General features: G+C 73.0%; 22 protein-coding genes. 11 read left to right on the top strand and 11 right to left on the bottom strand.

The window, feature by feature from the left end:
• Positions 1–7: 7 nt before the first annotated feature.
• On the bottom strand, positions 8–2,221 hold the full coding sequence (locus ACH4B3_RS14160; RefSeq protein WP_398463085.1) for a globin domain-containing protein: 2,214 nt from the start codon (positions 2,219–2,221) through the stop codon (positions 8–10).
• A gap of 369 nt (positions 2,222–2,590) precedes the next feature.
• The gene (locus tag ACH4B3_RS14155) at positions 2,591–3,223 is read right to left on the bottom strand and encodes an HAD family hydrolase (RefSeq protein ID WP_398463084.1); all 633 of its coding nucleotides are present in this window, start codon (positions 3,221–3,223) and stop codon (positions 2,591–2,593) included.
• A gap of 92 nt (positions 3,224–3,315) precedes the next feature.
• On the opposite strand from ACH4B3_RS14155, the gene ACH4B3_RS14150 reads away from it, so the two are divergent.
• Positions 3,316–4,023, top strand: coding sequence for a DUF2269 domain-containing protein (locus ACH4B3_RS14150; protein WP_398463083.1), 708 nt, complete (start codon positions 3,316–3,318; stop codon positions 4,021–4,023).
• Between the two features lie 178 nt (positions 4,024–4,201).
• On the opposite strand, the gene ACH4B3_RS14145 is transcribed toward ACH4B3_RS14150, so the two are convergent.
• Positions 4,202–5,434, bottom strand: coding sequence for an MFS transporter (locus tag ACH4B3_RS14145; RefSeq protein ID WP_398463082.1), 1,233 nt, complete (start codon positions 5,432–5,434; stop codon positions 4,202–4,204).
• Positions 5,435–5,588: 154 nt separating this feature from the next.
• Between ACH4B3_RS14145 and ACH4B3_RS14140 the strand changes: the two genes are divergently transcribed.
• Both ACH4B3_RS14140 and ACH4B3_RS14135 read left to right on the top strand, forming a co-directional pair.
• Positions 5,589–6,056 carry a MarR family winged helix-turn-helix transcriptional regulator gene (locus ACH4B3_RS14140; RefSeq protein WP_398463081.1) on the top strand — a complete coding sequence of 156 codons (468 nt, stop codon included), beginning with the start codon at positions 5,589–5,591 and terminating at the stop codon, positions 6,054–6,056.
• Between the two features lie 425 nt (positions 6,057–6,481).
• Complete coding sequence (locus tag ACH4B3_RS14135) at positions 6,482–6,937, top strand: GNAT family N-acetyltransferase (protein ID WP_398463080.1); 456 nt, start codon at positions 6,482–6,484, stop codon at positions 6,935–6,937.
• Positions 6,938–7,215: 278 nt separating this feature from the next.
• On the opposite strand, the gene ACH4B3_RS14130 is transcribed toward ACH4B3_RS14135, so the two are convergent.
• Both ACH4B3_RS14130 and ACH4B3_RS14125 read right to left on the bottom strand, forming a co-directional pair.
• Positions 7,216–8,025 (bottom strand): TetR/AcrR family transcriptional regulator, encoded by an 810-nt coding sequence (locus ACH4B3_RS14130; RefSeq protein ID WP_398463079.1) that lies wholly within the window; start codon positions 8,023–8,025, stop codon positions 7,216–7,218.
• Between the two features lie 193 nt (positions 8,026–8,218).
• Positions 8,219–9,619, bottom strand: a complete 1,401-nt coding sequence (locus tag ACH4B3_RS14125) for a serine hydrolase domain-containing protein (protein ID WP_398463078.1) — start codon at positions 9,617–9,619, stop codon at positions 8,219–8,221.
• A 221-nt stretch (positions 9,620–9,840) separates the two neighbouring features.
• Here ACH4B3_RS14125 and ACH4B3_RS14120 point away from each other — a divergent pair, with 221 nt between their 5' ends.
• From ACH4B3_RS14120 to ACH4B3_RS14110, 3 genes are all read left to right on the top strand, one after another.
• Entirely contained in the window at positions 9,841–10,260 is a 420-nt protein-coding gene (locus ACH4B3_RS14120; RefSeq protein ID WP_398463077.1) for a MerR family transcriptional regulator, read from the top strand.
• 50 nt (positions 10,261–10,310) lie between these two features.
• Entirely contained in the window at positions 10,311–10,676 is a 366-nt protein-coding gene (gene trxA / locus ACH4B3_RS14115; RefSeq protein ID WP_398463171.1) for a thioredoxin, read from the top strand.
• Between the two features lie 285 nt (positions 10,677–10,961).
• Complete coding sequence (locus ACH4B3_RS14110) at positions 10,962–11,717, top strand: sulfite exporter TauE/SafE family protein (RefSeq protein ID WP_398463076.1); 756 nt, start codon at positions 10,962–10,964, stop codon at positions 11,715–11,717.
• Between the two features lie 213 nt (positions 11,718–11,930).
• Here the strand turns inward: ACH4B3_RS14110 and ACH4B3_RS14105 are convergent, their stop codons facing one another.
• Positions 11,931–12,752, bottom strand: a complete 822-nt coding sequence (locus ACH4B3_RS14105) for a methyltransferase domain-containing protein (RefSeq protein ID WP_398463075.1) — start codon at positions 12,750–12,752, stop codon at positions 11,931–11,933.
• Between ACH4B3_RS14105 and ACH4B3_RS14100 the strand changes: the two genes are divergently transcribed.
• Positions 12,751–14,343 (top strand): PLP-dependent aminotransferase family protein, encoded by a 1,593-nt coding sequence (locus ACH4B3_RS14100; RefSeq protein ID WP_398463074.1) that lies wholly within the window; start codon positions 12,751–12,753, stop codon positions 14,341–14,343. The genes ACH4B3_RS14105 and ACH4B3_RS14100 overlap by 2 nt on opposite strands.
• An 81-nt stretch (positions 14,344–14,424) precedes the next feature.
• On the top strand, positions 14,425–15,378 hold the full coding sequence (locus tag ACH4B3_RS14095; RefSeq protein WP_398463073.1) for an SDR family NAD(P)-dependent oxidoreductase: 954 nt from the start codon (positions 14,425–14,427) through the stop codon (positions 15,376–15,378).
• 115 nt (positions 15,379–15,493) lie between these two features.
• Here the strand turns inward: ACH4B3_RS14095 and ACH4B3_RS14090 are convergent, their stop codons facing one another.
• Complete coding sequence (locus ACH4B3_RS14090; protein ID WP_398463072.1) at positions 15,494–16,162, bottom strand: M15 family metallopeptidase; 669 nt, start codon at positions 16,160–16,162, stop codon at positions 15,494–15,496.
• Between the two features lie 73 nt (positions 16,163–16,235).
• Positions 16,236–16,853 (bottom strand): helix-turn-helix domain-containing protein, encoded by a 618-nt coding sequence (locus ACH4B3_RS14085; protein ID WP_398463071.1) that lies wholly within the window; start codon positions 16,851–16,853, stop codon positions 16,236–16,238.
• Between the two features lie 104 nt (positions 16,854–16,957).
• Between ACH4B3_RS14085 and def the strand changes: the two genes are divergently transcribed.
• Together def and ACH4B3_RS14075 are read left to right on the top strand one after the other, a co-directional pair.
• A complete protein-coding gene (def, locus tag ACH4B3_RS14080) occupies positions 16,958–17,620 on the top strand; it encodes a peptide deformylase (protein WP_398463070.1) in 663 nt (220 codons plus the stop codon).
• Between the two features lie 298 nt (positions 17,621–17,918).
• Positions 17,919–19,295, top strand: a complete 1,377-nt coding sequence (locus tag ACH4B3_RS14075; protein WP_398463069.1) for a phosphatase PAP2 family protein — start codon at positions 17,919–17,921, stop codon at positions 19,293–19,295.
• A gap of 235 nt (positions 19,296–19,530) precedes the next feature.
• Here ACH4B3_RS14075 and dnaB read toward each other — a convergent pair whose 3' ends face one another.
• Positions 19,531–21,045, bottom strand: a complete 1,515-nt coding sequence (dnaB, locus tag ACH4B3_RS14070; RefSeq protein WP_398463068.1) for a replicative DNA helicase — start codon at positions 21,043–21,045, stop codon at positions 19,531–19,533.
• Between the two features lie 469 nt (positions 21,046–21,514).
• Between dnaB and ACH4B3_RS14065 the strand changes: the two genes are divergently transcribed.
• On the top strand, positions 21,515–22,879 hold the full coding sequence (locus ACH4B3_RS14065; protein WP_398463067.1) for an MATE family efflux transporter: 1,365 nt from the start codon (positions 21,515–21,517) through the stop codon (positions 22,877–22,879).
• 141 nt (positions 22,880–23,020) lie between these two features.
• On the opposite strand, the gene rplI is transcribed toward ACH4B3_RS14065, so the two are convergent.
• Both rplI and rpsR read right to left on the bottom strand, forming a co-directional pair.
• On the bottom strand, positions 23,021–23,467 hold the full coding sequence (gene rplI, locus ACH4B3_RS14060; protein ID WP_398463066.1) for a 50S ribosomal protein L9: 447 nt from the start codon (positions 23,465–23,467) through the stop codon (positions 23,021–23,023).
• Positions 23,468–23,485: 18 nt separating this feature from the next.
• Complete coding sequence (rpsR, locus tag ACH4B3_RS14055) at positions 23,486–23,722, bottom strand: 30S ribosomal protein S18 (RefSeq protein WP_003978893.1); 237 nt, start codon at positions 23,720–23,722, stop codon at positions 23,486–23,488.
• Positions 23,723–23,756: the final 34 nt, after the last annotated feature.

The raw sequence follows: 23,756 nt of genomic DNA, 5'->3' as shown, positions 1-23,756 counted from the left end.
CCTGCCCTCAGTCTCCGGTCGCGACCAGCTCTTCTATGGAGTCGTGGCGTATGCGGTGGGTCGGCACCCCCGCGCCCACCAGCGCGTCCACCCCGCTGCGGATCATCCCGGGCGGCCCCGACAGATAGGCGTCGTAGGCGTTCCACGGCCCGTATCTGCGGACCGCGTCGGGCAGTTGACCGCTCAGCCCGGCGGTCGGGCCGTCCGACACCACCGGCCGCACCGACAGCCAGGGATGGGCGCGCTCCAGCTCGATCATGGTGTCCATGTCGTACAGGTCCTGGTCGTGGCGGGCGCCGTAGAACACCTCGACCGGCCGGGTCCTGCCGTGCTCGGCGACGTCCTCCACCAGTGCCTTGATCGGCGCGATGCCGGTGCCGCCGCCCAGGCACAGCAGCCCGTTGTCGGTGCTGTGGTCGACCGTCATGGAGCCGGCGGGCGGGCCGAGCCGCAGGACGTCGCCGGGGCGTGCCCGGTTCACCAGCGCGCTGGACACCCACCCCGCGGGCACCGCCTTGACGTGGAAGGAGAGCAGGCCGTCCGGGCGCGGCGCGGAGGCGAACGAGTAGTGCCGCCAGACCCGCGGCCACCACGGTGTCTCCAGGCTGGTGTACTGCCCGGCGCGGAACGCGTACGGCTGGTCCGGGCGGACCGTCACCACCGCGATCTCGTTGGTGCGCAGCTCGTGCGCGACCACCTCCGCCTGCCACCAGGCCGGATGGTGCAGCTCGTCCTCCGCCGCCGCGTCGATCATGATCTGGGAGATGGTGGTGTAGGCGCGCACCCACGCCGCCTCCGTCTCCGCGTCCCAGCTCCGCGCCGCGTACCGGGTCAGCGCGCCGATCAGGCACTCCCCGACGGCCGGGTAGTGGTCGGGCAGCGTGCCGTACTTCCGGTGGCCGCGGCCGAGGTGGGACAGGTACTCGGTGAGGGTGTCGGTGTCGTCGACGTGCCGGGCGGCGGTGAGCAGCGCCCTGAACAGCCGGTCGCGCTGGCTGTCCATGGAGGCCGGGAACAGGTCCCGCAGTTCGGGGTTCCCGACGAAGAGCAGGGCGTAGAAGTACGAGGTGACCTTGTCCGCGATCGGTTCGATCTCCGCCATGGTGCGGCGGATCAGCACCGCGTCCGGGGAGCCGCGGCCGGCCTCCGGACGGGGGGTGGCGAGCGCGACCGCGGGGCCGGGGGAGGGCAGCCCGCCGGCCGCCGGTCCGGACGGCGCGGCCGACCGGAGGGGTCGGTCGGGGGTCGCCGCCGGGCGGGTCGCGCCGGGCGCGAACCGGTCGTCGGCCGTCCGGGCGGGCCCGGTCGGGGACCGGCCCTCGTCCGGGTGGGCGGGCGCGGCGGCGTCCGCGGGGCGGGCGGCATCCCGGGGGCGACGGGCGGCGTCCGCGGGACGGGCCGCGTCGGCGGGGCGGACCGCGTCCGGGGTGCCGGCGGGCCGGGGCGCCGCCGGGGCCGGTACCGGTTCCGGAGCGGGTCCCCGCGCGGCGGCCGGGGCCCGGCCCTGGGTACGCGTGGCGGCCGGCACCGGGTCGGAGGTGCGCTGGTGCTCCGCGGGGCGTGGGTACTCCGCGGAGTGCCGGGGGTGCGCCTCGGGGTCCGGGGACTGAGGGTGCTGCGGGGGCTGCTGGTGATGCGGGAGCTGGGTGTGGTGCGGGGACTGCTGGTGGTGCGGAGGCTGCGGGGGTTCCTCATGGCGCCGGGGGTGTTCCCCGCGCTGCGGGTCATCCGGGCGCGGATGCTCCACCTGGCGCTGGAGGCGCTCCTCGGGCCGGCGCTCCTCGCGGTGCCGGGGTGGCTCCTCGCGGTGCCGGGGTGGCTCCTCGCGGTACAGCGACGAGACGGCGAGCGGGTCGGCCTGCGGCTGGGCCCCCTGCCCGGGCACGGTGGTGCGCGGCCCGAAGGGGCCGGATGTTCCGTGGGATGTCCGGGGCCCAGGGGGTGCCTGGGGCGCGGGGCCGGATGCTCCGGGGTGTGCCTGGGGCGCGGGGCCGCCGGGTCCCGGCCCGGCGAGGGCACCGGTACGGCGCTCGGCGCCGCTGCCCACCGGTCGTATCCGGCTCACCGGTCGGCTGGGGCCGTCCGCCGTGCCGTCCGCGGCCGGTTGCCGATCGTCGGGCTCGGCGTTCTTCCCGCTGCTCGGGGTGAACCAGCCCCAGTCGCCGCTGTTCCCGCCGGAGTCGCCGCCATCGGCAGACGACGTGCTGGTCGGAGCGTCCATGGTTGCCTCGCCTCGAACATCTTTCTGTCGGTTTTCGACTTGCTCGATCCGGGATCTGCCCGCGATTGCCCGCTTCATTGCTCACTCGGGCCAATTGGTTCCGCTCTCGACGACCCGGCGGAGATTCCGGCGACGGCCCCGTCCACGGTGTCCGGCGTCGGCCTCTCCAAGCAGCCTGCCACTCGTTCGGCCCGCAACGGACACATAGCCGGAAGTCCCCACAACAGGAGCCTTTGTCCCGTTAGGCTGCTTCGGCCCATGCGGTGCCGCGACAGCGTCCTGGCACGGAACCGGGGACGACCCTACCGGGCGTCGTCATTTCCACAACCCCTGTGCCCGGCAGGCCCAGGCACTTCCGACATGGCGCAATCACCCCCGCTTATCCACCAATTCGTACGCCTCCCGGAGGTCCCTCCCCGTATACGCGTACGAGGCGATTCCACTCACATGGTGATCTGCGTTGACGGCCACCGACATGGGCACCACGGCGAAGAGTTCGGCATCCGACCTGGAGTCTCCGTAAGCAACGCAGTCGGCCCTGGTGAGACCGAAATTCGCGCAGAGTTCATCGGCGATCCGGACCTTGGCGGTGGGGTTGAGAATTCCCGCCGGGTCGACCGGTTCCCGGAACGGGACGGACGGCCACCGCGAGCCGCGGGCGGCGTCCGCCCCCCAGTCCAGCAGCCGTTCCACGAAGAAACCCGGCGAGAGCGAGATCACCGCGGACCGCTCCCCGCGCGCCCGGATGTCCGCCCACACCTCGCGGATCCCCGCCAGCCACGGCGCCTGCTCGAACGCCACCGCGACCTGCGCCTCGGTCAGCGCGCTCCACAGCGCGCAGGCGCGCACCGCGAACTCCCCCGGCACCAGCGCACCGCGGGCGAAAGCCCGCTCCAGTTCGGCGATCTCGCGGTCGACGCCCAACTGCCGGGATATCTCGATGGCCGCGGCCGATCCGTGGATGAGCGTTCCGTCCAGATCGAACAGGTGGAGTCTCGTCATGGGAGCCGAGCGTAGGCGTACTCGCATCCGCGTACCCGTGGATACTCCCCTCGTGAGACGCCGTTCCGGGCGGTGCGCGCGACCGTGGGGGCATGAAGCCGAACCGATCGACCACCACCGGCCGCACCACCGGGGCGTTCCAGCTCTCCCGCCCGGCGCGGCGGGCCTGGCTCGTCCTCCATGTCGCCGTCTCCGTCGCCTGGCTCGGGCTCTCCCTGTGCCTGCTGGTGCTCGGCGTCTCGGGGGCGACCACCGATTCCGCGGAGACCGGCGCCGCCGCGTACCGCGCCATGAAGATCTTCGGCGACTGGATGATCATCCCGATCAGCCTGCTCACGCTGGTCAGCGGGGTGGTGCTGGCGCTGGGTACCTCCTGGGGCCTGGCCCGGTACCGCTGGGTGTGGACGAAGTTCTGGCTGACCCTGGCGACCGCCGCCGCGTCGGTCTTCGCCCTGCGGTCCGGCATCGACGACGCGGCGGCCGAGGTGGACCGGTTGCGGGCCGGCGAACCGGTCCCGCTCTTCGCCGACCTGGTCGCCGCCCCCGCGGTCTCCACCACCGCGTACCTGTTCATGACCGCGATCTCGGTGCTCAAGCCCTGGGGGCTGACCGCGCGCGGGCGGCGGTGGCGGGAAGCGGGCCGGGCCCGGGGACACGTCCGGCGCGGTCCGGCCACCGGGCGGGACGGGGGCACGCCCGCCCCGGACCGGGTCACACCCTCTCCGGGCACGCCCGCCCCGGCCCGGGGCACGCCCGCACCGGGCAGGGCCGGCGGGCCGGGCCGGGCCACGCCCGCGTAGGGCCGGGGCCGGCGGACCGGCCCCCGGGCCGCCGGCACGCCCCGCCGGGGCTCGGGACCACCGGTGGCACCGCGGCGTCCGGACGGGCCGGCTCGTCCCGCCCCCGGGCGGCAACGGACTCCGGCACGGCCGCGCGGGGGAGAGGCGCGGCCGTGCCGGAGAGCCACGGTGCGGCGGGTCAGCGAACGGTCACCGCCCCCGCTTCTACGGCGGACCCGGACGCCGGGGCGGCGGTCCCCCCGCCGGCGACGACCCGGCCGGACCGCGCGGTGCGCCGCTCCAGATGGGTGGCGTACAGGGCGATCAGGATCGCGGAGACCGTCATCAGCGCCCCCACCCAGTTGACCGCCGTGTAGCCGAGGCCGCCGGAGATGACCAGCCCGCCCAGCCAGGCGGCGAGGGCGTTGCCGAAGTTGAAGGCCGCGATGTTGCCGGCCGAGGCCAGTGTGGGCGCGGCGGCGGCCTGGTCCATCACCCGCTTCTGCAGCGGCGGGACGGTCGCGAAGCCGAAGGCTCCGATCAGTACGAGGGTCACCACCGCGGCGACCTTGTGGTGCGCGGTGAAGGTGAACAGGCCCAGCGAGACCGCGAGGCCGCTCAGCGAGGCGTACAGCATCGGCATCGGAGACCGGTCGGCCAGCCGGCCGGAGATCAGGTTCCCGCCGAACAGGCCGACGCCGAAGGCGGCGGTCAGCCAGGTGACGGAGGACTCGGCGAAGCCGGTGACCTCGGTCATCATCGAGGCGAGGTAGGTGACGGCCGCGAAGACGCCGCCGAAGCCGAGGATCGTCATCAGCATCGCGAGGCCGACCTGCGGGTTGCGGAAGACGGCCAGCTCGCTGCCGAGCCGGGAGGCCGCCCGCTCGGGCTGGGCCGGCACGAGCCTGGCGACCCCCAGCAGCCCGATCACGCCGAGCGCGGCGACGGCGAGGAAGGTGGCGCGCCAGCTGACCTGCTGGCCGAGCCAGGTGCCCGCGGGCACACCCGCCACGTTGGACAGGGTCAGACCGGTGAACATGGTGGCGATGGCGGTGGCCCGCTTCTCCGGCGCCACCAGGTCCGCGGCGACGATCGCCCCGATGCCGAAGAAGGCGCCGTGGGCGAAGGCGGCCACGATGCGCCCGGCGAGCAGCAGACCGAAGGCGGGGGCGGCGGCGGTGAGCGCGTTGCCCACGATGAAGACGCCCATCAGCAGCAGCAGCATCTGCTTACGGGTGAGCCGGGTGCCGAGCACGGTCATCAGCGGCGCCCCGAGGACGACGCCGAGCGCGTAGAGGGTGGTGGCGTAGCCGGCCAGGGGGATGGAGACGTCGAAGTCGTTCGCGACCTCGGGCAGCAAGCCCATGATCACGAACTCGGTGGTGCCGATCCCGAAGGCGCCGATGGCGAGCGCCAGGAGGGCGAGAGGCATGACGAGGCCCTTCGGATTGTTTGCATGGGGAGGTTGGGCGCGTTGACAATACTTGCATACGCCGATTAATTGCAAGGGCCGACTATTTCACCCTCCCGTATCCTGGACGTACGGCACCAGCACCACCTGGTGGTGCGAACCCAAGGAGGGACCCATGCCGCAGACCCCGCAGACCCGGCAGAACCCGCCGGCCATGGCCCGTGGCTGGTGCGCCCTGTCCTCGCTGCACGGGCGGATCGAGACGCACATCGAGCGGGCACTCCAGGCGGCGCACGGTCTCAGCGTCCGCGAGTACTCCGTGCTCGACGTGCTCAGCTACCAGCACGACGGCGACGGCGGCCACCTCCAGATGCACCAGCTCGCCGACGCCGTCGTGCTGAGCCAGAGCGCGACCACCCGGCTGGTCGGCCGGCTGGAGGACCGCGGGCTGCTGTCCCGCTACATCTGCCCCACCGACCGGCGCGGCATCTACACCGATGTCAGCGAGGCCGGCCTCCGGCTGCTCGAAGAGGCCCGGCCGACGAACGAGACCGCGCTGCGGGAAGCCTTGGGGGAAGCCGCCAAGCGTCCCGAGCTGGCCCCGCTGGTCGCGGCCGTCGAGGCCCTGGAACCGTCCGTTTGACCCGCCGGCCGCACCGGTCCGGGCGGCGGGTGGCCCGCACCGACGGCCGCCGGGCCCGACCACGGCCCCCGTACGACGGGGCTCGAACCGCGGACCCGTACGACGGCCCGGGCACCTGAACACACGACGCGCCCCGGTCACCCGAGCCGCACGACGCGCCCCGGTCACCCGAGCCGCACCAAGGGCCCCGGGCACCGGACCCCGCGCGAAGGGCCCCGGGCCACGGGGACCCCGTGCGACGACCCCGGGCCCCTGACCAGCGCGAAGGGTTCTGGACACCTGAGCCGGACGAAGCCCCCGGCCCCAGGCCCCAGGCGAAGGGCCCTGGGCACCGGACCCCGCGCCAAGGGCCCCGACCGCCCCGCGCCCGGCAGGAGGGCCGCCCGTCCGTTCGGCCGCCGCCCCGGCCGGTCTACGCTCCGGGCATGAGCGACTTCCGGATACGCCCGGCCACCTCGACCGACCTTCCCGCGATCGTGGCGATGCTCGCCGACGACCCCCTCGGGGCCCGCCGGGAATCGCCGGACGACCTCACCCCGTACCAGGCCGCCTTCGACCGGCTGGCCGGCGACCCCAACCAGCACCTGGTGGTCGCCGTCCACGACGGGCGCACCGTGGGCACCCTGCAGCTGACGGTCATCCCGGGGCTGTCGCGGCGCGGCGCCACCCGCTCGGTCATCGAGGGCGTCCGCGTCCACGCCGACCACCGGGGCAGCGGCCTGGGCACCCTGCTGATCGAGTGGGCGATCGACGCGTCCCGCCGCGAGGGCTGCCGACTGGTGCAGCTGACCTCCGACGCCACCCGGGCCGACGCGCACCGGTTCTACGAGCGGCTGGGCTTCGAAGCCTCGCATGTGGGGTTCAAGCTGCCGCTCGACTGACCGGGCCCCGCCCGGTCCGCGCTCAGCTCCGCTCTGCCCTGATGGTCCGTCAACCATGCTGCCGCGCAACGCCGATGGACGCCACCGAGGGGCTGCTGTGGCGCGTGCGCGGACCGGCGGTACGGGCCGCGCCCGCTGTCACGAAACACCCGGCTCGTTCCTTCCGGCCCCCGCTGGGGATCCGCCGGGCGGTTCACCGGCGAACCGGCTCCCCGGAAGGGTGCCCGCCGGCCGCTCTCGCACCGCCCCGGGTGTCCGGAACAGGCGCTCGCCGGGGCTCAGGCCGAGGAGGCGCCGTCCTGCCTGGCCCGTCTGCGGTGGGCCTTCTGCCGGCAGGCGGCGCCGCAGAAGCGGGCCGGGCGACCGGTCCGCGCCGGACGCATCAGCCCACCGCAGACCTCGCAGACCCAGGCTCGGGTTTCGTTACGGTCCTCGCCATCAGTTCCGTTACTACCGGCCCGCCGTGGGCGCGGTTTCGTAACGTTGGACCGCTGCGGCGGGAGCGCCGGCCAGGAACCGGATCCGGGTGGCCGCAGCCCGTCGCAGAGGATCACCATGGCCCGGCCGGGCCCGCCCGCCGACGACCGGTGCCGCTCCATCGCCAGCGCTCCGACCAGCAGTGCCCGGACATCGGCGAGGTCGGCGTCCTGCCGTACCGCACCCGCTTCCTGAGCCCGCGTCAGCAGCACGCCGACCGCCCTGCCGAACTCCTCCAGCGCGTCGCTGCGCCGCCGGTACGGCGCCTCGGTGAGCGCGCCCAGCGCCTCCCGCAGCGCCTTGTCCGCACCCGCCCGGTGGACAACTCCGGTGAGGAACACGAAGAAGGCCTCGGCCGGGTCCTCCGCTCCGGCCAACTGCCGTGCCTCGCCGGTGAATCGTTCCACCGACTCCTCCACCACTGCCTGGAACAGCGTTTCCTTGGAGGGGAAATGGCGGTACACGGTGCCCGCTCCCACCCCGGCACGCCGGGCGATCTCGCCCAGAGGGACCGTCAGACCCCGTTCGGAGAACGCCGATCGGGCCGCTTCCAGCACGCGGGCCCGGTTCCGTCTGGCATCGGAGCGCAGCGTCTCGTCCTCGGCCGTCACCTACGGGCCTCCTCGGTGGAGCGGTGCCTAACCGGGGCACGCGCTCCACATCGTCCAAGCGGGTGGGGTGTATCAATTCTAGAGGAAAGAAGCCCCGGAGGAAACGGATTCAGAAAGTCCGTTTCTTCTGCTGCGGTCGTCCGGAGAACCCGGAGAGCCGGCCGGACCGGCCCCCGGGTCTTCGCCGGTGCGGTTACAGCCCGCGCCACCCCTCCGGGTCGACACCCCCCGGCACCGCCCCGCCGGGCCCGTACGGCTGCCGGGTGAACACGAAGGTGCCCACGTCCAGATGGGTGTCCGCGGCACCGAAGCCACCCGCGCCGGGCACCACCCGCAGCGTCTCCCCGTCGTAGTAGCCCTCCAGCCCGGTCCAGGTGCCGTCCTCCTCCGCGCGGAACCGCGCGGCGCGCGCCGACGGGCCGTCCGCCATCGCCAGCTCCAGCCCCCGCTCGGCGCGCAGCCGCAGCACGAACGGCGCGCTCCCCCAGAACCACAGGCCGGTCAGCGCGAGCAGGTCCGCGTCGGCCTCGGCCTCGGGGAGCGGTCGCCACGGCTCCGGGATCCGGGGCTCGCGCTCCGCGACGATCCGGATCAGGTCGGCGGCGGTGGCGCCGACCGCGGGCCCCGACGTGGCGTTGGACAGCACGACGGCGGCCAGCCGGTCCTCCGGGCTGATCCACAGCTGCGCGAGGAACCCGGGCATCGAACCGCCGTGGCCGAACAGCTGCCGCCCGTTGTCCCGGGTCAGCTGGATGCCCAGTCCCCAGTCCCGGTCCCGGTCCCGGTCGGGCACCGCGGTGGCGGTGCGCATCTCGGCGAGGGTCCCGGCGGAGAGCACCCGCTCGTCCCCGTCCAGGAGGAACGCCGCCCAGCGCGCCAGGTCCTCGGTGGTCGACCAGAGCTGACCGGCCGGAGCCATCAGCCCCGTCTCGGTGGCGGGCTCGGGCAGCAGCACGTCCGCGAAGGGGTGCACCGCCCAGCCACCGGCATGCGGGGCCTGCGGCTGCGACGTCGTACGGTCCATCCCCAGCGGCTCCAGCACCTCACGGCGCAGGACCTCGTCCCACGGCGCCCCCCGCAACTCCTCGACCACCGCGCCCAGCAGCGCGAAACCGGTGTTGGAGTAGTGGAAACGACGCCCGGCCGGGTGGATCACCGGCCGGTCGCCGAGCAGGTCGGCGCGCTCGGGGCGAAGCTCCCCGGAGGTCCGCTCCCACCAGGGCCCCCGGGATTCGGCGGCCAGCCCCGAGGTGTGGGTCAGCAGTTGGGCGATGGTGACGTCCGCGGCCTCCCGCGGCGCGTCCAGCCGGCGGCCCAGCGGATCGGCGAGGTCCAGCAGGCCCTCGTCGCGCAGCCGCAGCACCAGCACCGCCACGAACAGCTTGGTGAGCGAGCCGATGCGGTACTGGGTGTGCTGGTCCGGTGCATGCCCGTCCACACAACTCCGCGCCCCGGTCCACACGGGACGGCCGTCCCTGACCACCGCGGCCACCAGCGACGGGGCACGGCCCTCGGACTGGGCCACGGCGATGCGGTGCAGCAGCGCGCGCCGGGTCTCGGGCAGCAGCTCGGCGAACTCGTGATCAATCGTCATGGGCGAACCCTACGAGGAGCCCGGGCGGCGCGGACCGTGCCGGCCGCACCCGGTGGACCACCCCCGGCGCCGCCGTCCGCACGGCTTCCCGGCCGCCCCCTGGACCGCCGCCCGCACAGTTTCCCCCGCCGGCCGCCCCGGCGCGGCCGTCCGGATGGCTTCCCGGCCGGTCGCCTCGGAGGCTGGCCTTGACGTCCACGTCAACGCCTACCGTCGAGGACATGCGGATCGGAGAGCTGGCCGAGCGCGCGGGCACCACCACACGCACCCTGCGCTACTACGAGTCCCTGGAACTGCTTCCGGCGCGCCGCGCCGGGAACGGCTACCGCACCTACGACGAGGAGGACCTGCGGCTGGTCCGGGAGATCCGGATGCTCCAGGGCTTCGGGTTCGAACTGGAAGAGACCCGCCCGTTCGTGGAGTGCCTGCGCGCCGGGCACCCGGCGGGCGACTCCTGCCCCGCCTCGCTCGACGTCTACCGGCGCAAGCTGGCCGAACTCGACGACTGCATGGACCGGCTCCGCCGTATCCGGGAGCAGGTCGGCGCGCAACTGGAGCAGGCGGTACGGGCCCGCGCGGCACTGGAGGCCGCGTCCCCGGCCGCCGGTGGACCGGAACCGCGCTGCGAGCTGACGCACTGACGTCCTGACCGACAACCGCGAAGAGGGGACGAGGGATGGAGCACACGGGAATGGCGATACGGCCGGTACCGGCCACGCCGGGGAAGCGGCCTGCCGGGCCCGCCGCGATCACCGACGCCACGTTCGCCCAGGAGGTACTGGAGGCCGATCGCCCGGTCCTGGTGAAGTTCACCGCGGCCTGGTGCGGACCGTGCCGGCAGCTCGCGCCGGTGCTGTCCGAGATGGCCGAGGAGGAAGCGGCCCGGTTGAAGGTGGTCCAGCTGGACGTGGACCACAACCCCCGGACCCCGGCCGCCTACGGGGTGCTCGCGACGCCCACCATGCTGGTCTTCCAGCGGGGCGAGCCGGTGAAGTCGCTGGTCGGTGCCCGGCCCAAGCGGCGCCTGCTGCAGGAGCTCGCCGACGTCATGGGGTGACCCGGCGGGCCGCACCGGACCGGTCCCGACCGCGCCACCTCAAGCCATTGCTTGGGGATGTGCAAGAAAACCCGAGGATTGACTTGGGTTTTCCTCGTGGACGACGATCGTTCCGGGCCCAGGCGGCAACCCGTCCAGGCACTTCACGGCAGTCCGGACTGCTGAGGAGCCTGGACGGGTGCCGACCCCGGCGGCGATCCCCCGGATGCCCGCCATGGCCCGGAACGCTGGGCACGGTCGGCTCCACGGCACGCGCCCGGGAACGTGTCGTCGGAAGGTGTCGATGTGGATGCACTGGAGCTGGTGGCCATCGGCGCCGCCGGAGTCGCGGCCGGCGGGATCAACGCGGTGGTCGGATCGGGCACCCTCATCACCTTTCCCACCCTGCTCGCCTTCGGGTACCCGCCGGTGGTGGCCAATGTGTCGAACAACGTCGGCCTGGTACCCGGCGTACTCAGTGCCGTGTACGGCTACCGCCGCGAACTCAGGGGCCAGTCGAAGCGGCTGATCCGGTGGGGTGTGGGGTCACTCATCGGCGGCCTCGTCGGGGCTCTGCTGCTGCTGCAACTGCCCGCGGAGACGTTCGACGCGGTGGTGCCGGTCCTGATCATCATGGCCTGTGTGCTGCTGCTGCTCCAGCCGAGACTGAACCGCTGGATGAAGGAGCGGCAGGGCGAGGGGAGCCGGGACGGTGGCCTGCCCATGTGGTTCGGCGTACTGGGGACCGGTGTCTACGGCGGCTACTTCGGCGCCGCCCAGGGTGTGCTGCTCATGGGCCTCTTCGGCAGCTTCCTCCAGGACGACCTGCAACGGCTCAACGCCGCGAAGAACGTCCTCGCCGCCATCGTCAACGGAGCGGCGGCGGTGGTCTTCATCGCGGTCGCGGACGTGGACTGGGCGGCGGCCGCGGTGATCGGGGTCGGGGCGATCCTGGGCGGTCTGCTGGGGGCGCGGGTGGGCCGGCGCCTGTCGCCCACCGTGCTGCGCGGCGTCATCATCACCGTCGGCGTCACCGCGTCGGTGATCATGATCGCGCGCTGATCCCGGACCGGCGCCGCGGCCTCCGGGCGCGGCGGCGGGCAGCGGGCATCGGGCAGCGGGCAGCGGGCAGCGGGCAGCGACGCGGTGTTTCACGTGAAACACCACACGGAAGGCGCCCGGACCGGTCCGGTGTTTCACGTGAAACACCGGACGCCCGGCAAGCCGGCCGTTGCCGCCGCCCCGGCGGCGCACCGGTCCGCACCCCCCGAGCGCTCACGGGTTCACCGCCACCGCCTTGAAGAACGTGTAGTGGAAGGTGCCGTCCGGGTCCGCGGCGCGCCGCAGCTCGGCGATCCCCCGATCCCACGCGGACCCGGTGATCAGCCCGGCGGCCAGCGCGTCGGCCCGGACCGATTCCACCATGGCGATGAAGGTGTGCCGGGTGAAGCCCTCGACGAGCGCCGGACGGGCCCGGTCGGCGTAGACCGTCCGGGGGCGGACCCGCACCTCCGTGTATCCGGCGGCGGAGAGCAGCGGTTGCAGCCGGCGACCGAGCAGCGCATCGCCTCCCGACGCGGCCTGCAACCGGACCTGACAGTCAATCACCGCACGAGCCGCGGCGCCGTCGGGGTGGAAGAGGGCCGACCCGTGGTCCCCCTCGATGACGGTCAGGGTGCCGCCGGGGCGCAGCACCCGGCGCAGCTCCGCGAGGGCGCGTGCCGGGTCCGCCAGATGCTCCAGCACGAAGCAGACGAAGGCGTGATCGACCGCGGCGTCGGGGAACGGCAGGTCGAGCAGGTCCGCGTGGCGCCACTCGACCTCCGAGCCGGGTGCGTGCGCCGTGACCCGGTCCCGGGCCTGCGCCAGGGAGGCGGCCGAGTGGTCGACCGCGATGATCGTCGCTCCCGGGCTGGATGCCGCCAGATGCACGGTCTGCGCCCCCACCCCGCAGCCCGCCTCCAGCACCCGGCTCCCCGCCGGGTACGCCGTCCCCTCGTGGAGCAGCTCCGCCAGGGTGTCCGCCTGGTCCCCCAGCCGATGGGACTCCCGCTCCGAGTAGCCGTGGACGTACTCGATCGATGTCGCTGTGTTCATGGCCCCACCCTGTTGCCACGATGGCCGAGTGCACAGGTCCAATGACGACGCCACGGACCGGTCCAACGGCTCTCCGCCAGGGCCCGGTTCCGACTTCCTGCAACTGGACATCGGCGAAGCCCCGACCGGCGGCCGGGCCGACTGGCTGACCCGGCAGCTACGGCTGGCCCTGGCGGACGGTCGTCTGCCGGTGGGCAGCAGACTGCCCGCCACCCGGGTGCTCGCCGCCGAGCTGCGGGTCTCCCGGGGCGTGATCACCGAGGCGTACCAGCGTCTCGCGGAGGACGGGCACACCGTCGGCCGGGGCCGGAAGGGAACGATCGTCGTCGCCGTCCCGGCGCCGTCCGGGCGCCCGCTGGCTCCCCGGGCACCGGCCGCCGGTACGGCGGCGCCGCACCGCGGGGTACCCGGCCCGCGAGGCCCGTCCGCCGAGGTCTTCCCCGCCGTACCGGGCCCGGACGTCTACGACCGGCTGCGCACGGCGCCCGCCCGGATCGACCTCACCCCCGGTATGCCGGACCTCGGGGCGTTCCCCCGCGGCGCCTGGCTGCGCGCCGAGCGCTCGGTGCTCTCCGGTCTCGCCTCGTCCCACCTCGGCTACGGCGATCCCCGCGGGGCGCCGGCGCTGCGCGAGGCCGTCGCCGGCTGGCTCGCCCGCAACCGCGGGGTCCACGCCGACCCGGCGGAGATCCTCATCGTCACCGGCACCGCCCAGACCCTCACGCTCCTCGGCGAGGTGCTGCGCGAGGCCGGGATCACCCGGGTCGCGGTCGAGGACCCCGGATCGCTGGGGGCCCGCCAGCACCTGTCCGGCCGGAGGCTCGGCATCCTTCCGGTGCCGGTGGACACCGAAGGCATCCGGGTCGACGCGCTGCGCGCCACCGGCGCGCCCGCCGTACTGGTCACCCCGGCCCACCAGTTCCCCACCGGTGTGGTGCTCAGCGGGTCACGGCGCCGGGAGCTGATGCGCTGGGCCGAGGAGACCGGTGGTCTGGTCATCGAGGACGACTACGACGCCGAGCACCGCTACGACCGGCCACCGGTCCCCGCGCTGCGATCGATGCTCCCGCAGCACGTGGTGTACGCCGGCAGCGTCTCCAAGCTGCTGGCTCCGGCGCTGCGCATCGGCTGGGTCCTCGCGCCGCCCGGACACCACGAAGCCCTCACCGCCGCCAAGCGGTTCGCCGACCTGGGCAGCGCGGTACTGCCGCAACTGGTGCTGGCCCGGCTGATGGAATCCGGTGAGCTGGAGCGCCAGCTGCGTCTGCTGCGCCGGCGTCACCACCGCCGCCGGGACGCGATGATCCAGGCGATGGCGGCCCAGCTGCCGGGGGCGGTGGTGCACGGGGCCGCCGCCGGACTGCATCTGATGGTCACCTTCGACGCGGACCTCGACGACACCGAGCTTGCCGCCGCGGCCCTCGCCCACGGCGTCAAGGTGCAGCCGCTGTCCTGGCACACGCTCGGCGGATACCGGCCGGGGCTGGTACTGGGCTACGCCGCGAACGACGCCGGCACCATCCGGGACGGCGTCTCGCTCCTCGGCACGGCGCTGCGCTCCCTCGTCGGCCGGGCGGCTGCCCCGGCCTGAGTCCGGCGTACCGGTTCCGCGGCACGGCCGGAGCCGCGCGGGCTTGATCTAGCGTGCACTCCAGGTCCTAGCGTCACCGCAATGATCACCAAGCAGCGGAAGATCGGCTCCGGTCACGGGAGCCACAGCACTGCCACCGACGTCCTCACCGGCATCGATCTGTCGGGCAGCACCGCCCTGGTCACCGGCGGCTACTCGGGGCTGGGCCTGGAGACCACGCGCGCCCTGGCGCGGGCCGGAGCGCGGGTCGTCGTCCCCGCCCGCCGTACCGGCCCCGCCAAGGAGGCGCTACGCGGCATCCCCGGCACCGAGGTGCACACCCTCGACCTGGCGGACCTCGAGAGCGTCCGGGCCTTCTGCGACTCGTTCCTGGACACCGGACGCGGCCTGGACATCGTCATCAACAACGCCGGGGTGATGGCCTGTCCGGAGACCCGCCTCGGCCCCGGCTGGGAGGCCCACTTCGCCATCAACCACCTCGGCCACTTCGCGCTCGTCAACCGCCTCCGCCCGGCTCTGACCCCGGGCCGGTCGCGGGTGGTCGCGGTGGCGTCCTCCGGGCACTTCCTGTCCGGCATCCGCTGGCACGACCTCCACTTCCGCACCGGCTACGACCGGTGGCTCGCCTACGCGCAGTCCAAGACCGCCAATGCGCTCTTCGCCCTGCACCTGGACCGGCTCGGTGCGAGCGACGGCGTGCACGCCTTCGCGGTGCACCCGGGCAGCATCCTCACCCCGCTGCAACGCCACGTGCCGCGCGAGGAGTGGCCGGCCCTCGGCTGGGTCACCCCGGACGGCTCGCCGGCCCCCGGCTTCAAGACCCCCGAGCAGGGCGCGGCCACCGCCGTGTGGGCGGCCACCTCTCCCCTGCTCGACGGCCACGGTGGCCGCTACTGCCAGGACTGCGACATCGCCGAGCCGGCCACCACCGACGACATGCTCGTCGGCGGGGTCAAGCCATGGGTCACCGACCCCGAGGCGGCCGCCCGGCTGTGGGAGCTGTCCAGTGAACTGACCGGAGTCGGCGCCTTCTGAGCGCCGCCCCGGCGGGCACCTGGCCGATGCCGCTCGGCCAGGTGCCACCTGCCCCGCCTCCGACGGTCGTCACCACGGGAGGGGCACCGCGACGTCCGGAGAACCCGCCGGCCCCTCAGGCAGCCGGCCGGTCGAGCTCCCTGGGCCCGTACACGGCGGCCGCCGCTCCGGTGGCCAGGGCCCAGTAGCGGTCCCCGTAGGACCAGTGCCACCACTCGGTGGGGTAGTTGACGAATCCGGCCGCGGTGAGCGCGGTGCCCAGGGTGTCGCGGTGCGAGCGGGCCTCGTCGCTGATGCCGTCGGCCCGGGTGTAGCAGGCCCCGGCGCTCTCCTCGGGGCTGGCGTTCATACGGGTGCCCAGGTCGAGTTCCCGGCCGTCGCGGTCGGCGAGCGTCAGGTCGACCGCCGCCCCGGCGCTGTGCGGCGCGATCTCCGGCGGGGACACATAGCGGCTGGCTGCCGAGTGGATCCGGCCGGCGGCCCATTCCGGGTGCTCGGTGCGGAGCTGGTCGGCGTACTCCTCGAAGTAGTGACGCTGCAGGGACGGCGGGCGGTAGCCCTCGACGAACAGCAGCCGCAGCCCCGCGGGCAGCAGCGTCTGCGCGTGCCGGAGCCGGTCGAGGACCCCTTCCCGGAGGTGGGCGAAGGCTCCGTGGGAGCCTTCCGACTTCCGCGGGTCCACCAGCAGGGTGCCGTCCCGCCGTAGGTCGACCAGTCGCTCGCCGCACTCCTCGACGGGCACGGCGGCAACCCTCGGGTCGGACATCAGGATGATCTCGGTCATGGACGTGATCATCTCTGGGCCGGTGGCCGTCCCGCACCGGTGGGCCGGCAGCGGTCCCGCCGTCGTGCTGTCCTCAAGCGGGCGGTGAGCCGCCCTCCCCGGCCTCCCCAGTCTCCCCGGCCTGGCCGGCATCGTCCGCGGGGTGGGGGAGCAGCGGGAACAGCCGGGTGATGAGGGCGACCGGCCGGGCACCGTCGGGCCGGGCCAGGGGCCGCTGTTCGCGGTCCTCGTAGGGGGCGAGCGCCCGGCGGATCGCGGCCGCGACCCGGCTCGTCTCCTCGGGGGTCAGGTAGGCCACCGCGCTGAAGGCTTCGTCGTGGCGCAGGTCGGCCGGGACCCGGTCCCGCCGGTCGAGCCACCGCTGCCAGCTCTCGTCCTCCAGGCCGCGGGCGAGGTCGTGGAAGTCCTCGGCGGGCGGGCCGGCCGCGGCCGTCTGCTGCCGGAGGCGCCAGGGGCGCACCCGGCCGCCGCTGTGCGGGGCCTCTTCGATGTGTCCGTGGCGCGCGAGCTGGCGCAGATGGAACGAGCAGAGACCGGAGCTGTAGCCGAGCCGGGCTGCGGCTTCGGACGCCGTGACGGTGCCGACTTCGGCGAGCAGGTCCAGCAGGGCGGTGCGGACCTCGTGTTCGCGCAGCCCCTCACCGGTCCCGGCGGGCCGGCCGGACGGAATGGCGAGATCTTCTCCTGACACTTTGCAAAGTCTGCTACTTTGCAAAGACCTTCGCAAGTCCGGTGCCGGGAGCCATCGGGCGGCCGCGCTCCCGGCGTGCGGCCCGAGATGAGAGGAAGACGGCGATGTCCGTTCACCACGACCGACCGCGTCCCACCGATCGGCGAGTCCGGGTGCAGGGCGAACCCGTCGACTCCCATCCCGCACCGGCGCCGGAGGCGGCACGGGGCTCGGTACGCCGGATCACGGTGGTGGGCGAGGAGGTCCTGAGCCGTCCGTGCCGCACGGTGACCGAGTTCGGCAGCTCCGAACTGTCGGCGCTGATCGACGACATGTTCCTGACCATGCACGTGGCCGACGGTGCCGGCCTCGCCGCGAACCAGGTGGGGGTCGGCCTGCGGCTGTTCGTCTACGACTGCCCGGACGACGAGGGCGTCCGGCACGTGGGCCACGTCGTCAACCCGGTCCTCGAACTCCCCGCCCCGGCCCGGCGCCGGCTCGACGACGGCTTCGAGGGGTGCCTGTCGGTGCCCGGCGCCGCCATGGCCGTCCCACGCACCGATCGCGCCGTCGTGCGGGGGTTCGACAAGGACGGCGAGCCCCTCACGATCGAGGGGACGGGCTACTTCGCCCGGTGCCTCCAGCACGAGACCGACCATCTCGCCGGACAGACGTATCTCGACCGGCTCTCCCGGCGGGACCGCAGGGACGCGCTGCGGCAGATGACGGATCGCCGCGAGGAGGTCTTCGCCGAGCGCGCGCACAAGGCCGCCGGCCTGCGGGGCTGAGGCCCCGTACCGCGACGGCCGCACCGGCCCGGTCGGTCCGCGGTCGGCGCCGAGCCCACGGAAGAAGGGGGATGCGGGGTCCACCGAGCCGCCCCGGTGGGGCCCCTCGCACCCGTCATGTGACCGAGGACCGGCGGGCCTTCGCACCCTCGTGGCCCCTGAAGTCCGCCCACACTGCTCCGTTAGCATGTTCGAACTCATGACGATCGCCCTCAAACGCCCGTCCTTCACCGGAAAACCACGCCATCCAGCACGGTGAGCGACTCATTTAACCCACATCTAGCAATCGGCCATTGAATTGATATCCATAGCATCGCGGGTGCTTTCGCGAATAAACGGCAGAATTACGCTCGCCGCATGGCGTCAACCACGGACGATACTGTGGGCCGCGGCAGGTGTGGTGACCCTCGGATTCCTCGTCGCACTGGAGATCGCCGCGCGTCACTACGGCCTGCCGGGGCCGATGACCAATCAGGCGCAAGAGGTGGTGCTCGCTCCCAAATCGGGGCCGCTGCTGTACGCCAGCATGGCGCTGATGATGGTGGTGCTCACCTGGCGGCAGCGGTTCATCGCGGCGGGCGCCGCGATCGCCATCGACATCGTCTTCTTCCTGGTGCGCTGGGCGGTCGACGCCGGACCGACCGATGGCCACCCCTTCGGCAACGGCGCGCTGTGGGTGATGCTCGGCTGCGCGGTGCTCGCCGTCACCCGCCGCACCGGCCGGGAACGCGCCCTGCTGCTGAAGGGCGTCGGACTCGGTCTGCTGCTGGTGGCCGGCCGCAAGACCGGCGACACCTGGCTGCTCATCACCGCCAAGACCCGCCCGACGGTGCTCGACCAGTACCTGGCGGCCGCCGACCACGCGCTGGGCGACCCGTCGTGGCTGATGGGCCGGCTCGTCGAGGCCACCGACCCGATCGGCACCCACGTCCTGGACTGGGTCTACATACAGCTCGCGGTGGCCGCCGTCGTCGTCTCGATGTACCAGCTGCGCCACGTCGCGACCGAGCGCCGTTTCCCGCGCCACCATCTAGTGCGCAGCTTCCTGGTCATCGGCCTCGTCGGGCCGAGCATCTACATGATCTTCCCGGTGGTCGGGCCGATCTTCGCCTACGGCACCGGCGCCTTCGGTACCGGCGGTGAGCCCTGGGCGGTGGCCGATCTGTGGCCGGACACGCTGCCGGCCCTCGGCAACCCGCAGCCGATGCCCTACGACGAGATCACCCCGCGCAACTGCATGCCCAGCCTGCACACCGCGTGGGCCATCGCGATCTTCATTCATTCCCGCAAGGGCCCCCGAATTCTCCGCTACGCGGGGACGTTCTGGCTGATCGCCACGCTCGCCGCGACGCTGGGCTTCGGTTACCACTACGGCGTGGACCTCATCGCCGGCGTGGTGTTCACGCTCACCATCGAGGGAGCGCTGCGCGCGCACGTACGCGGCTGGGACCAGTCGGGAATCCGGCTGGTCGGCTATGGCGCGGCGGTCTTCGCGGCGCTGCTGGTGTCCTATCGCTATCTGCCGATGGAGATGGCCGAGCATCCCTGGGTGTTCGGACCGCTGCTCCTGCTGGCGATGGCCTCGGTGATCTACGCGTATGTACGGACCACCGCGGGGTGGGAGCGGAAAGCCGCTCCGGTACCGCAGCCGGAGCCGCAGCCCGAACTGGTGTGACCCCCCCCGCACCGGGCCGCGGGCCGGCCCGGTGCGGCGACCGAGGCGACCGACGGTCCGACGCGCGGAGCGGTGCGTTCGACAGCCCGACGCGTGGGCCGGTGGGATCGACGGGCCGACGCACAGGCAGCCGGTGGGACCGGCGGTCCGGTGCGGAGAAGGGTGCGGTCCGCGGCCGGATGCGGGACCGGAGCGGCCCGGGGCCCGGGGTTCGCGACCCCGGGCCGCCCCGGGCTCAGGTCTGGGCCATGTCCACGAAGCGCGAGTAGTGGCCCTGGAAGGCGACCGTGATGGTGGCGGTCGGGCCGTTTCGGTGCTTGGCGACGATCAGGTCGGCCTCGCCGGCGCGGGGCGACTCCTTCTCGTAGGCATCCTCCCGGTGGAGCAGGATGACCATGTCGGCGTCCTGCTCGATGGAGCCCGACTCACGGAGGTCCGAGACCATCGGCTTCTTGTCGGTGCGCTGCTCGGGGCCACGGTTCAGCTGGGACAGCGCGATCACCGGCACCTCCAGCTCCTTCGCCAGCAGCTTCAGGTTTCGCGACATGTCCGAGACCTCCTGCTGGCGGCTCTCCGGGCGCCGCGCGCCGCCGGACTGCATCAGCTGGAGGTAGTCGATGACGACCAGTTGGAGGTCGTTGCGCTGCTTGAGGCGGCGGCACTTGGCCCGGATCTCCATCATCGACAGGTTCGGCGAGTCGTCGATGTAGAGCGGAGCGGCCGAGACGTCCGGCATCCGGCGGGCCAGCCGGGTCCAGTCCTCGTCGGTCATGCTGCCCGAGCGCATGTGGTGCAGCGCCACCCGCGCCTCGGCGGACAGCAGACGCATGGCGATCTCGTTGCGTCCCATTTCCAGCGAGAAGATGACGCTGGGCAGGTTGTTCTTGATCGAGCAGGCCCGGGCGAAGTCCAGCGCGAGGGTGGACTTACCCATGGCGGGACGGGCGGCGATGACGATCATCTGGCCGGGGTGGAGCCCGTTCGTCAGCGAGTCCAGGTCCGTGAAGCCGGTGGGCACGCCGGACATCTGGCCGCTGCGGGAGCCGATCGCCTCGATCTCGTCGAGCGCGCCCTCCATGATGTCGCCGAGCGGCAGGTAGTCCTCGCTGGTGCGCTGCTCGGTGACGGCGTAGATCTCGGCCTGCGCCTTGTTCACGATCTCGTCGACGTCACCGTCCGCCGCGTATCCCATCTGGGTGATCCGCGTGCCGGCCTCGACCAGGCGGCGCAGCACCGCCCGCTCGTGGACGATCTCCGCGTAGTACTCGGCGTTCGCGGCGGTGGGGACGGACTGGACCAGCGTGTGCAGATAGGAGGCGCCGCCCACCCGGGCGATCTCGCCGCGCCTGGTGAGCTCAGCGGCGACCGTGATCGGGTCGGCCGGCTCGCCCTTGGCGTAGAGATCGAGGATGGCCTGGTAGACGGTCTCGTGCGCGGGCCGGTAGAAGTCGTTGCCCTTGAGCACCTCGACGACGTCGGCGATCGCGTCCTTGGACAGCAGCATGCCGCCGAGCACCGACTGCTCCGCGTCGAGGTCCTGCGGCGGCACCCGCTCGAAGCTCGGGCCGTCCCAGCCGCCGCCGTCCCGGCCGCCGTCGGAGCCGTCGTCCCGGGAGCCCCGGTCGTTCCGCGGTCCGCCACCGTCGAAGGGGGGCCGGCCGCCCTCGCCTCGGCGGACCCGGGGAGACGGCAGCCGGTCGCTGGGGCCGGCATCCGCCCAGGGGTCGTCCAGGGGCTCGGGCATACTCAACCCGCCACCTCCTCCCGTCCGCGACGCGGACTTCGCGGTGCCCCTTTTTCTTACGGCACGGCACTGACAACTGGGGACGCTCGGCTCCGGTCACAGCTCCGGTCGGAGCCCCGGTCGCGACTCCGGCGGAGCCCCGGACACAGCGGCGGGCGCCGCACCACGGTAGGGCTCCGAGGGCCGTCCGCCAATCTGGTTATCCACAGGCCATGTGGACGAAGGAGCACTTCCTGTGGAGAACGTCGCCGAAGCTGTGCACGACACGGGGGAAAGCGCTGTGGACAACCCCACACCCGCCCTGACAGCAACGCCCTGACCTGGGCTTTCCTCATCCAATGGCTGTGGGGAAGAAAAACTTTCGCACCCCGCGCGAGATCGCGACAAACGGCGCAGAGAAGATCACTGCCCGCTACGCGATGTAAGGACTGCATTGCACTTGAGTCTCTTACCTGTGGAAGATTAGATTGATGGGATGACACAGGCCCCCGAGAGCGTCCCGAAGGAGCTGAGCCGAGCCCCCCGCAGCGCTCGCCGCAGCCATGACCGCGAGATCATCGCCCTTGCCGTCCCGGCCTTCGGGGCGCTCGTCGCGGAGCCGCTGTTCGTCATGGTCGACAGCGCCGTCGTCGGCCACCTCGGCACCCCGCAACTCGCCGGGCTGGGTGTCGCCGCCGCCCTGCTCACCACCGCCGTCAACGTCTTCGTCTTCCTCGCCTATGCCACCACCGCCGCCGTGGCCCGCCGGGTCGGCGCCGGCGATCTGCCCGGTGCGGTCCGGCAGGGCATGGACGGCATATGGCTCGCCCTCCTGCTCGGCGCCGCGCTGATAGCCGTGACCATCCCCACCGCACCCGCGCTGGTCGACCTCTTCGGCGCCTCCGGCAACGCCGCCCCGCACGCCGTCAGCTACCTGCGGATCAGTTCCCTGGGCATCCCCGCCATGCTGGTGGTGCTGGCCGCCACCGGCGTGCTGCGCGGCCTCCAGGACACCCGCACCCCGCTGTACGTGGCGATCGCCGGCTTCACCGCCAACGCGGCGCTCAACGTGGCGCTGGTGTACGGCGCCGGGTTCGGCATCGCCGGCTCCGCCTGGGGCACCGTGATCGCCCAGTGGGCGATGGCCGCCGCCTACCTCGTCGTCGTGGTCCGCGGCGCCCGCCGGTACGGGGCGGCCCTGCGCCCCGATCCGGCCGGGATACGGGCCTGTGCCCAGGCCGGGGCGCCGCTGCTGGTACGCACCCTCTCGCTGCGGGCCATCCTGCTGGTGGCGACCGGCGTCGCGGCCCGCCTCGGTGACGCCGACGTCGCCGCGCACCAGATCATCCTCACCCTGTGGAGCCTGCTCGCGTTCGCCCTGGACGCGATCGCCATCGCCGGCCAGGCCATCATCGGCCGCTACCTGGGAGCCGGCGACGAGGCCGGAGCACGGGCGGTCTGCCGCCGGATGCTCCAGTGGGGAATCGCCTCCGGGGTGGTGCTGGGGCTGCTGGTGGTCCTCGCCCGCCCGCTGTTCATCCCGCTGTTCACCACGGACCCGTCGGTGCACGACGCGCTGCTGCCCGCCCTCCTGGTGGTCGCCGTCACCCAGCCGGTCTCCGGCGTCGTCTTCGTCCTCGACGGCGTCCTCATGGGCGCCGGCGACGGGCCGTACCTGGCCTGGGCCATGATCGCCACCCTCGCGGTCTTCGCGCCGGTGGCGCTCCTCGTCCCCGCCCTCGGCGGCGGGCTGACCGCCCTGTGGTGGGCGATGGCGCTGATGATGGCCGTCCGGATGGTCACCCTGTGGCTCCGCACCCGGTCCGGTCGGTGGATCGTCACCGGGGCCGTGCGCTCCTGAACCGGCCGGGCGGACGGGGACGGCGGCCGGGTCCGGCCCTTCCGCCGCCCGATCCGGCCGTCCGCGGCACGGCCGAGGGGCCGTATCCTCACCGGTCCGGTGGGGATACGGCCCCTCGTCACGCGTGGCCGAAGTGCGGCGTCAGGCCGCGACGACCTCGATGCCGAGCTTGGCGGCAACCTCGGGGTGCAGGCGCACGGACACCTGGTGCGAGCCCAGGGTCTTGATCGGCGCGCTGACCTCGATGCGACGCTTGTCGACGTCCGGGCCACCGGCAGCCTTGATCGCGGAAGCGATGTCGGCCTGGGTGATGGAGCCGAACAGGCGGCCGGCCTCGCCGGCGCGGGTGCTCAGGCTGACCTTGACGCCCTCGAGCTGGCCCTTGATCTCGTTGGCCTGCTCGATCGTGGCGATCTCACGGATCTTGCGGGCGCGGCGGATCTGCTCGACGTCCTTCTCGCCACCCTTGGTCCAGCGGATCGCGAAACCGCGCGGGACCAGGTAGTTGCGAGCGTAGCCGTCCTTGACGTCCACGACGTCGCCGGCGGCACCGAGGCCGGAGACCTCGTGGGTGAGGATGATCTTCATGTGTCGGTCACCCTTCCCTTAGCGCGCGGTGGAGGTGTAGGGCAGCAGCGCCATCTCACGGCTGTTCTTCACGGCCGTGGCGACGTCACGCTGGTGCTGGGTGCAGTTGCCGGTGACCCGGCGGGCACGGATCTTGCCGCGGTCGGAAATGAACTTCCGCAGCAGGTTCGTGTCCTTGTAGTCGACGTAGGAGATCTTCTCCTTGCAGAACACGCAAACCTTCTTCTTAGGCTTGCGAGCAGGCGGCTTCGCCATTGTCTCTCTCCAGTGTGATCAAGAAGTTTGTGCT

Origin of the sequence: Streptomyces sp. NPDC018031, assembly GCF_044327625.1 — a bacterium.
GTDB lineage: Bacteria > Actinomycetota > Actinomycetes > Streptomycetales > Streptomycetaceae > Streptomyces.
The sequence above is the reverse complement of the archived record's forward strand: the minus strand, read 5'-3'. Positions and strand labels throughout refer to the sequence as shown.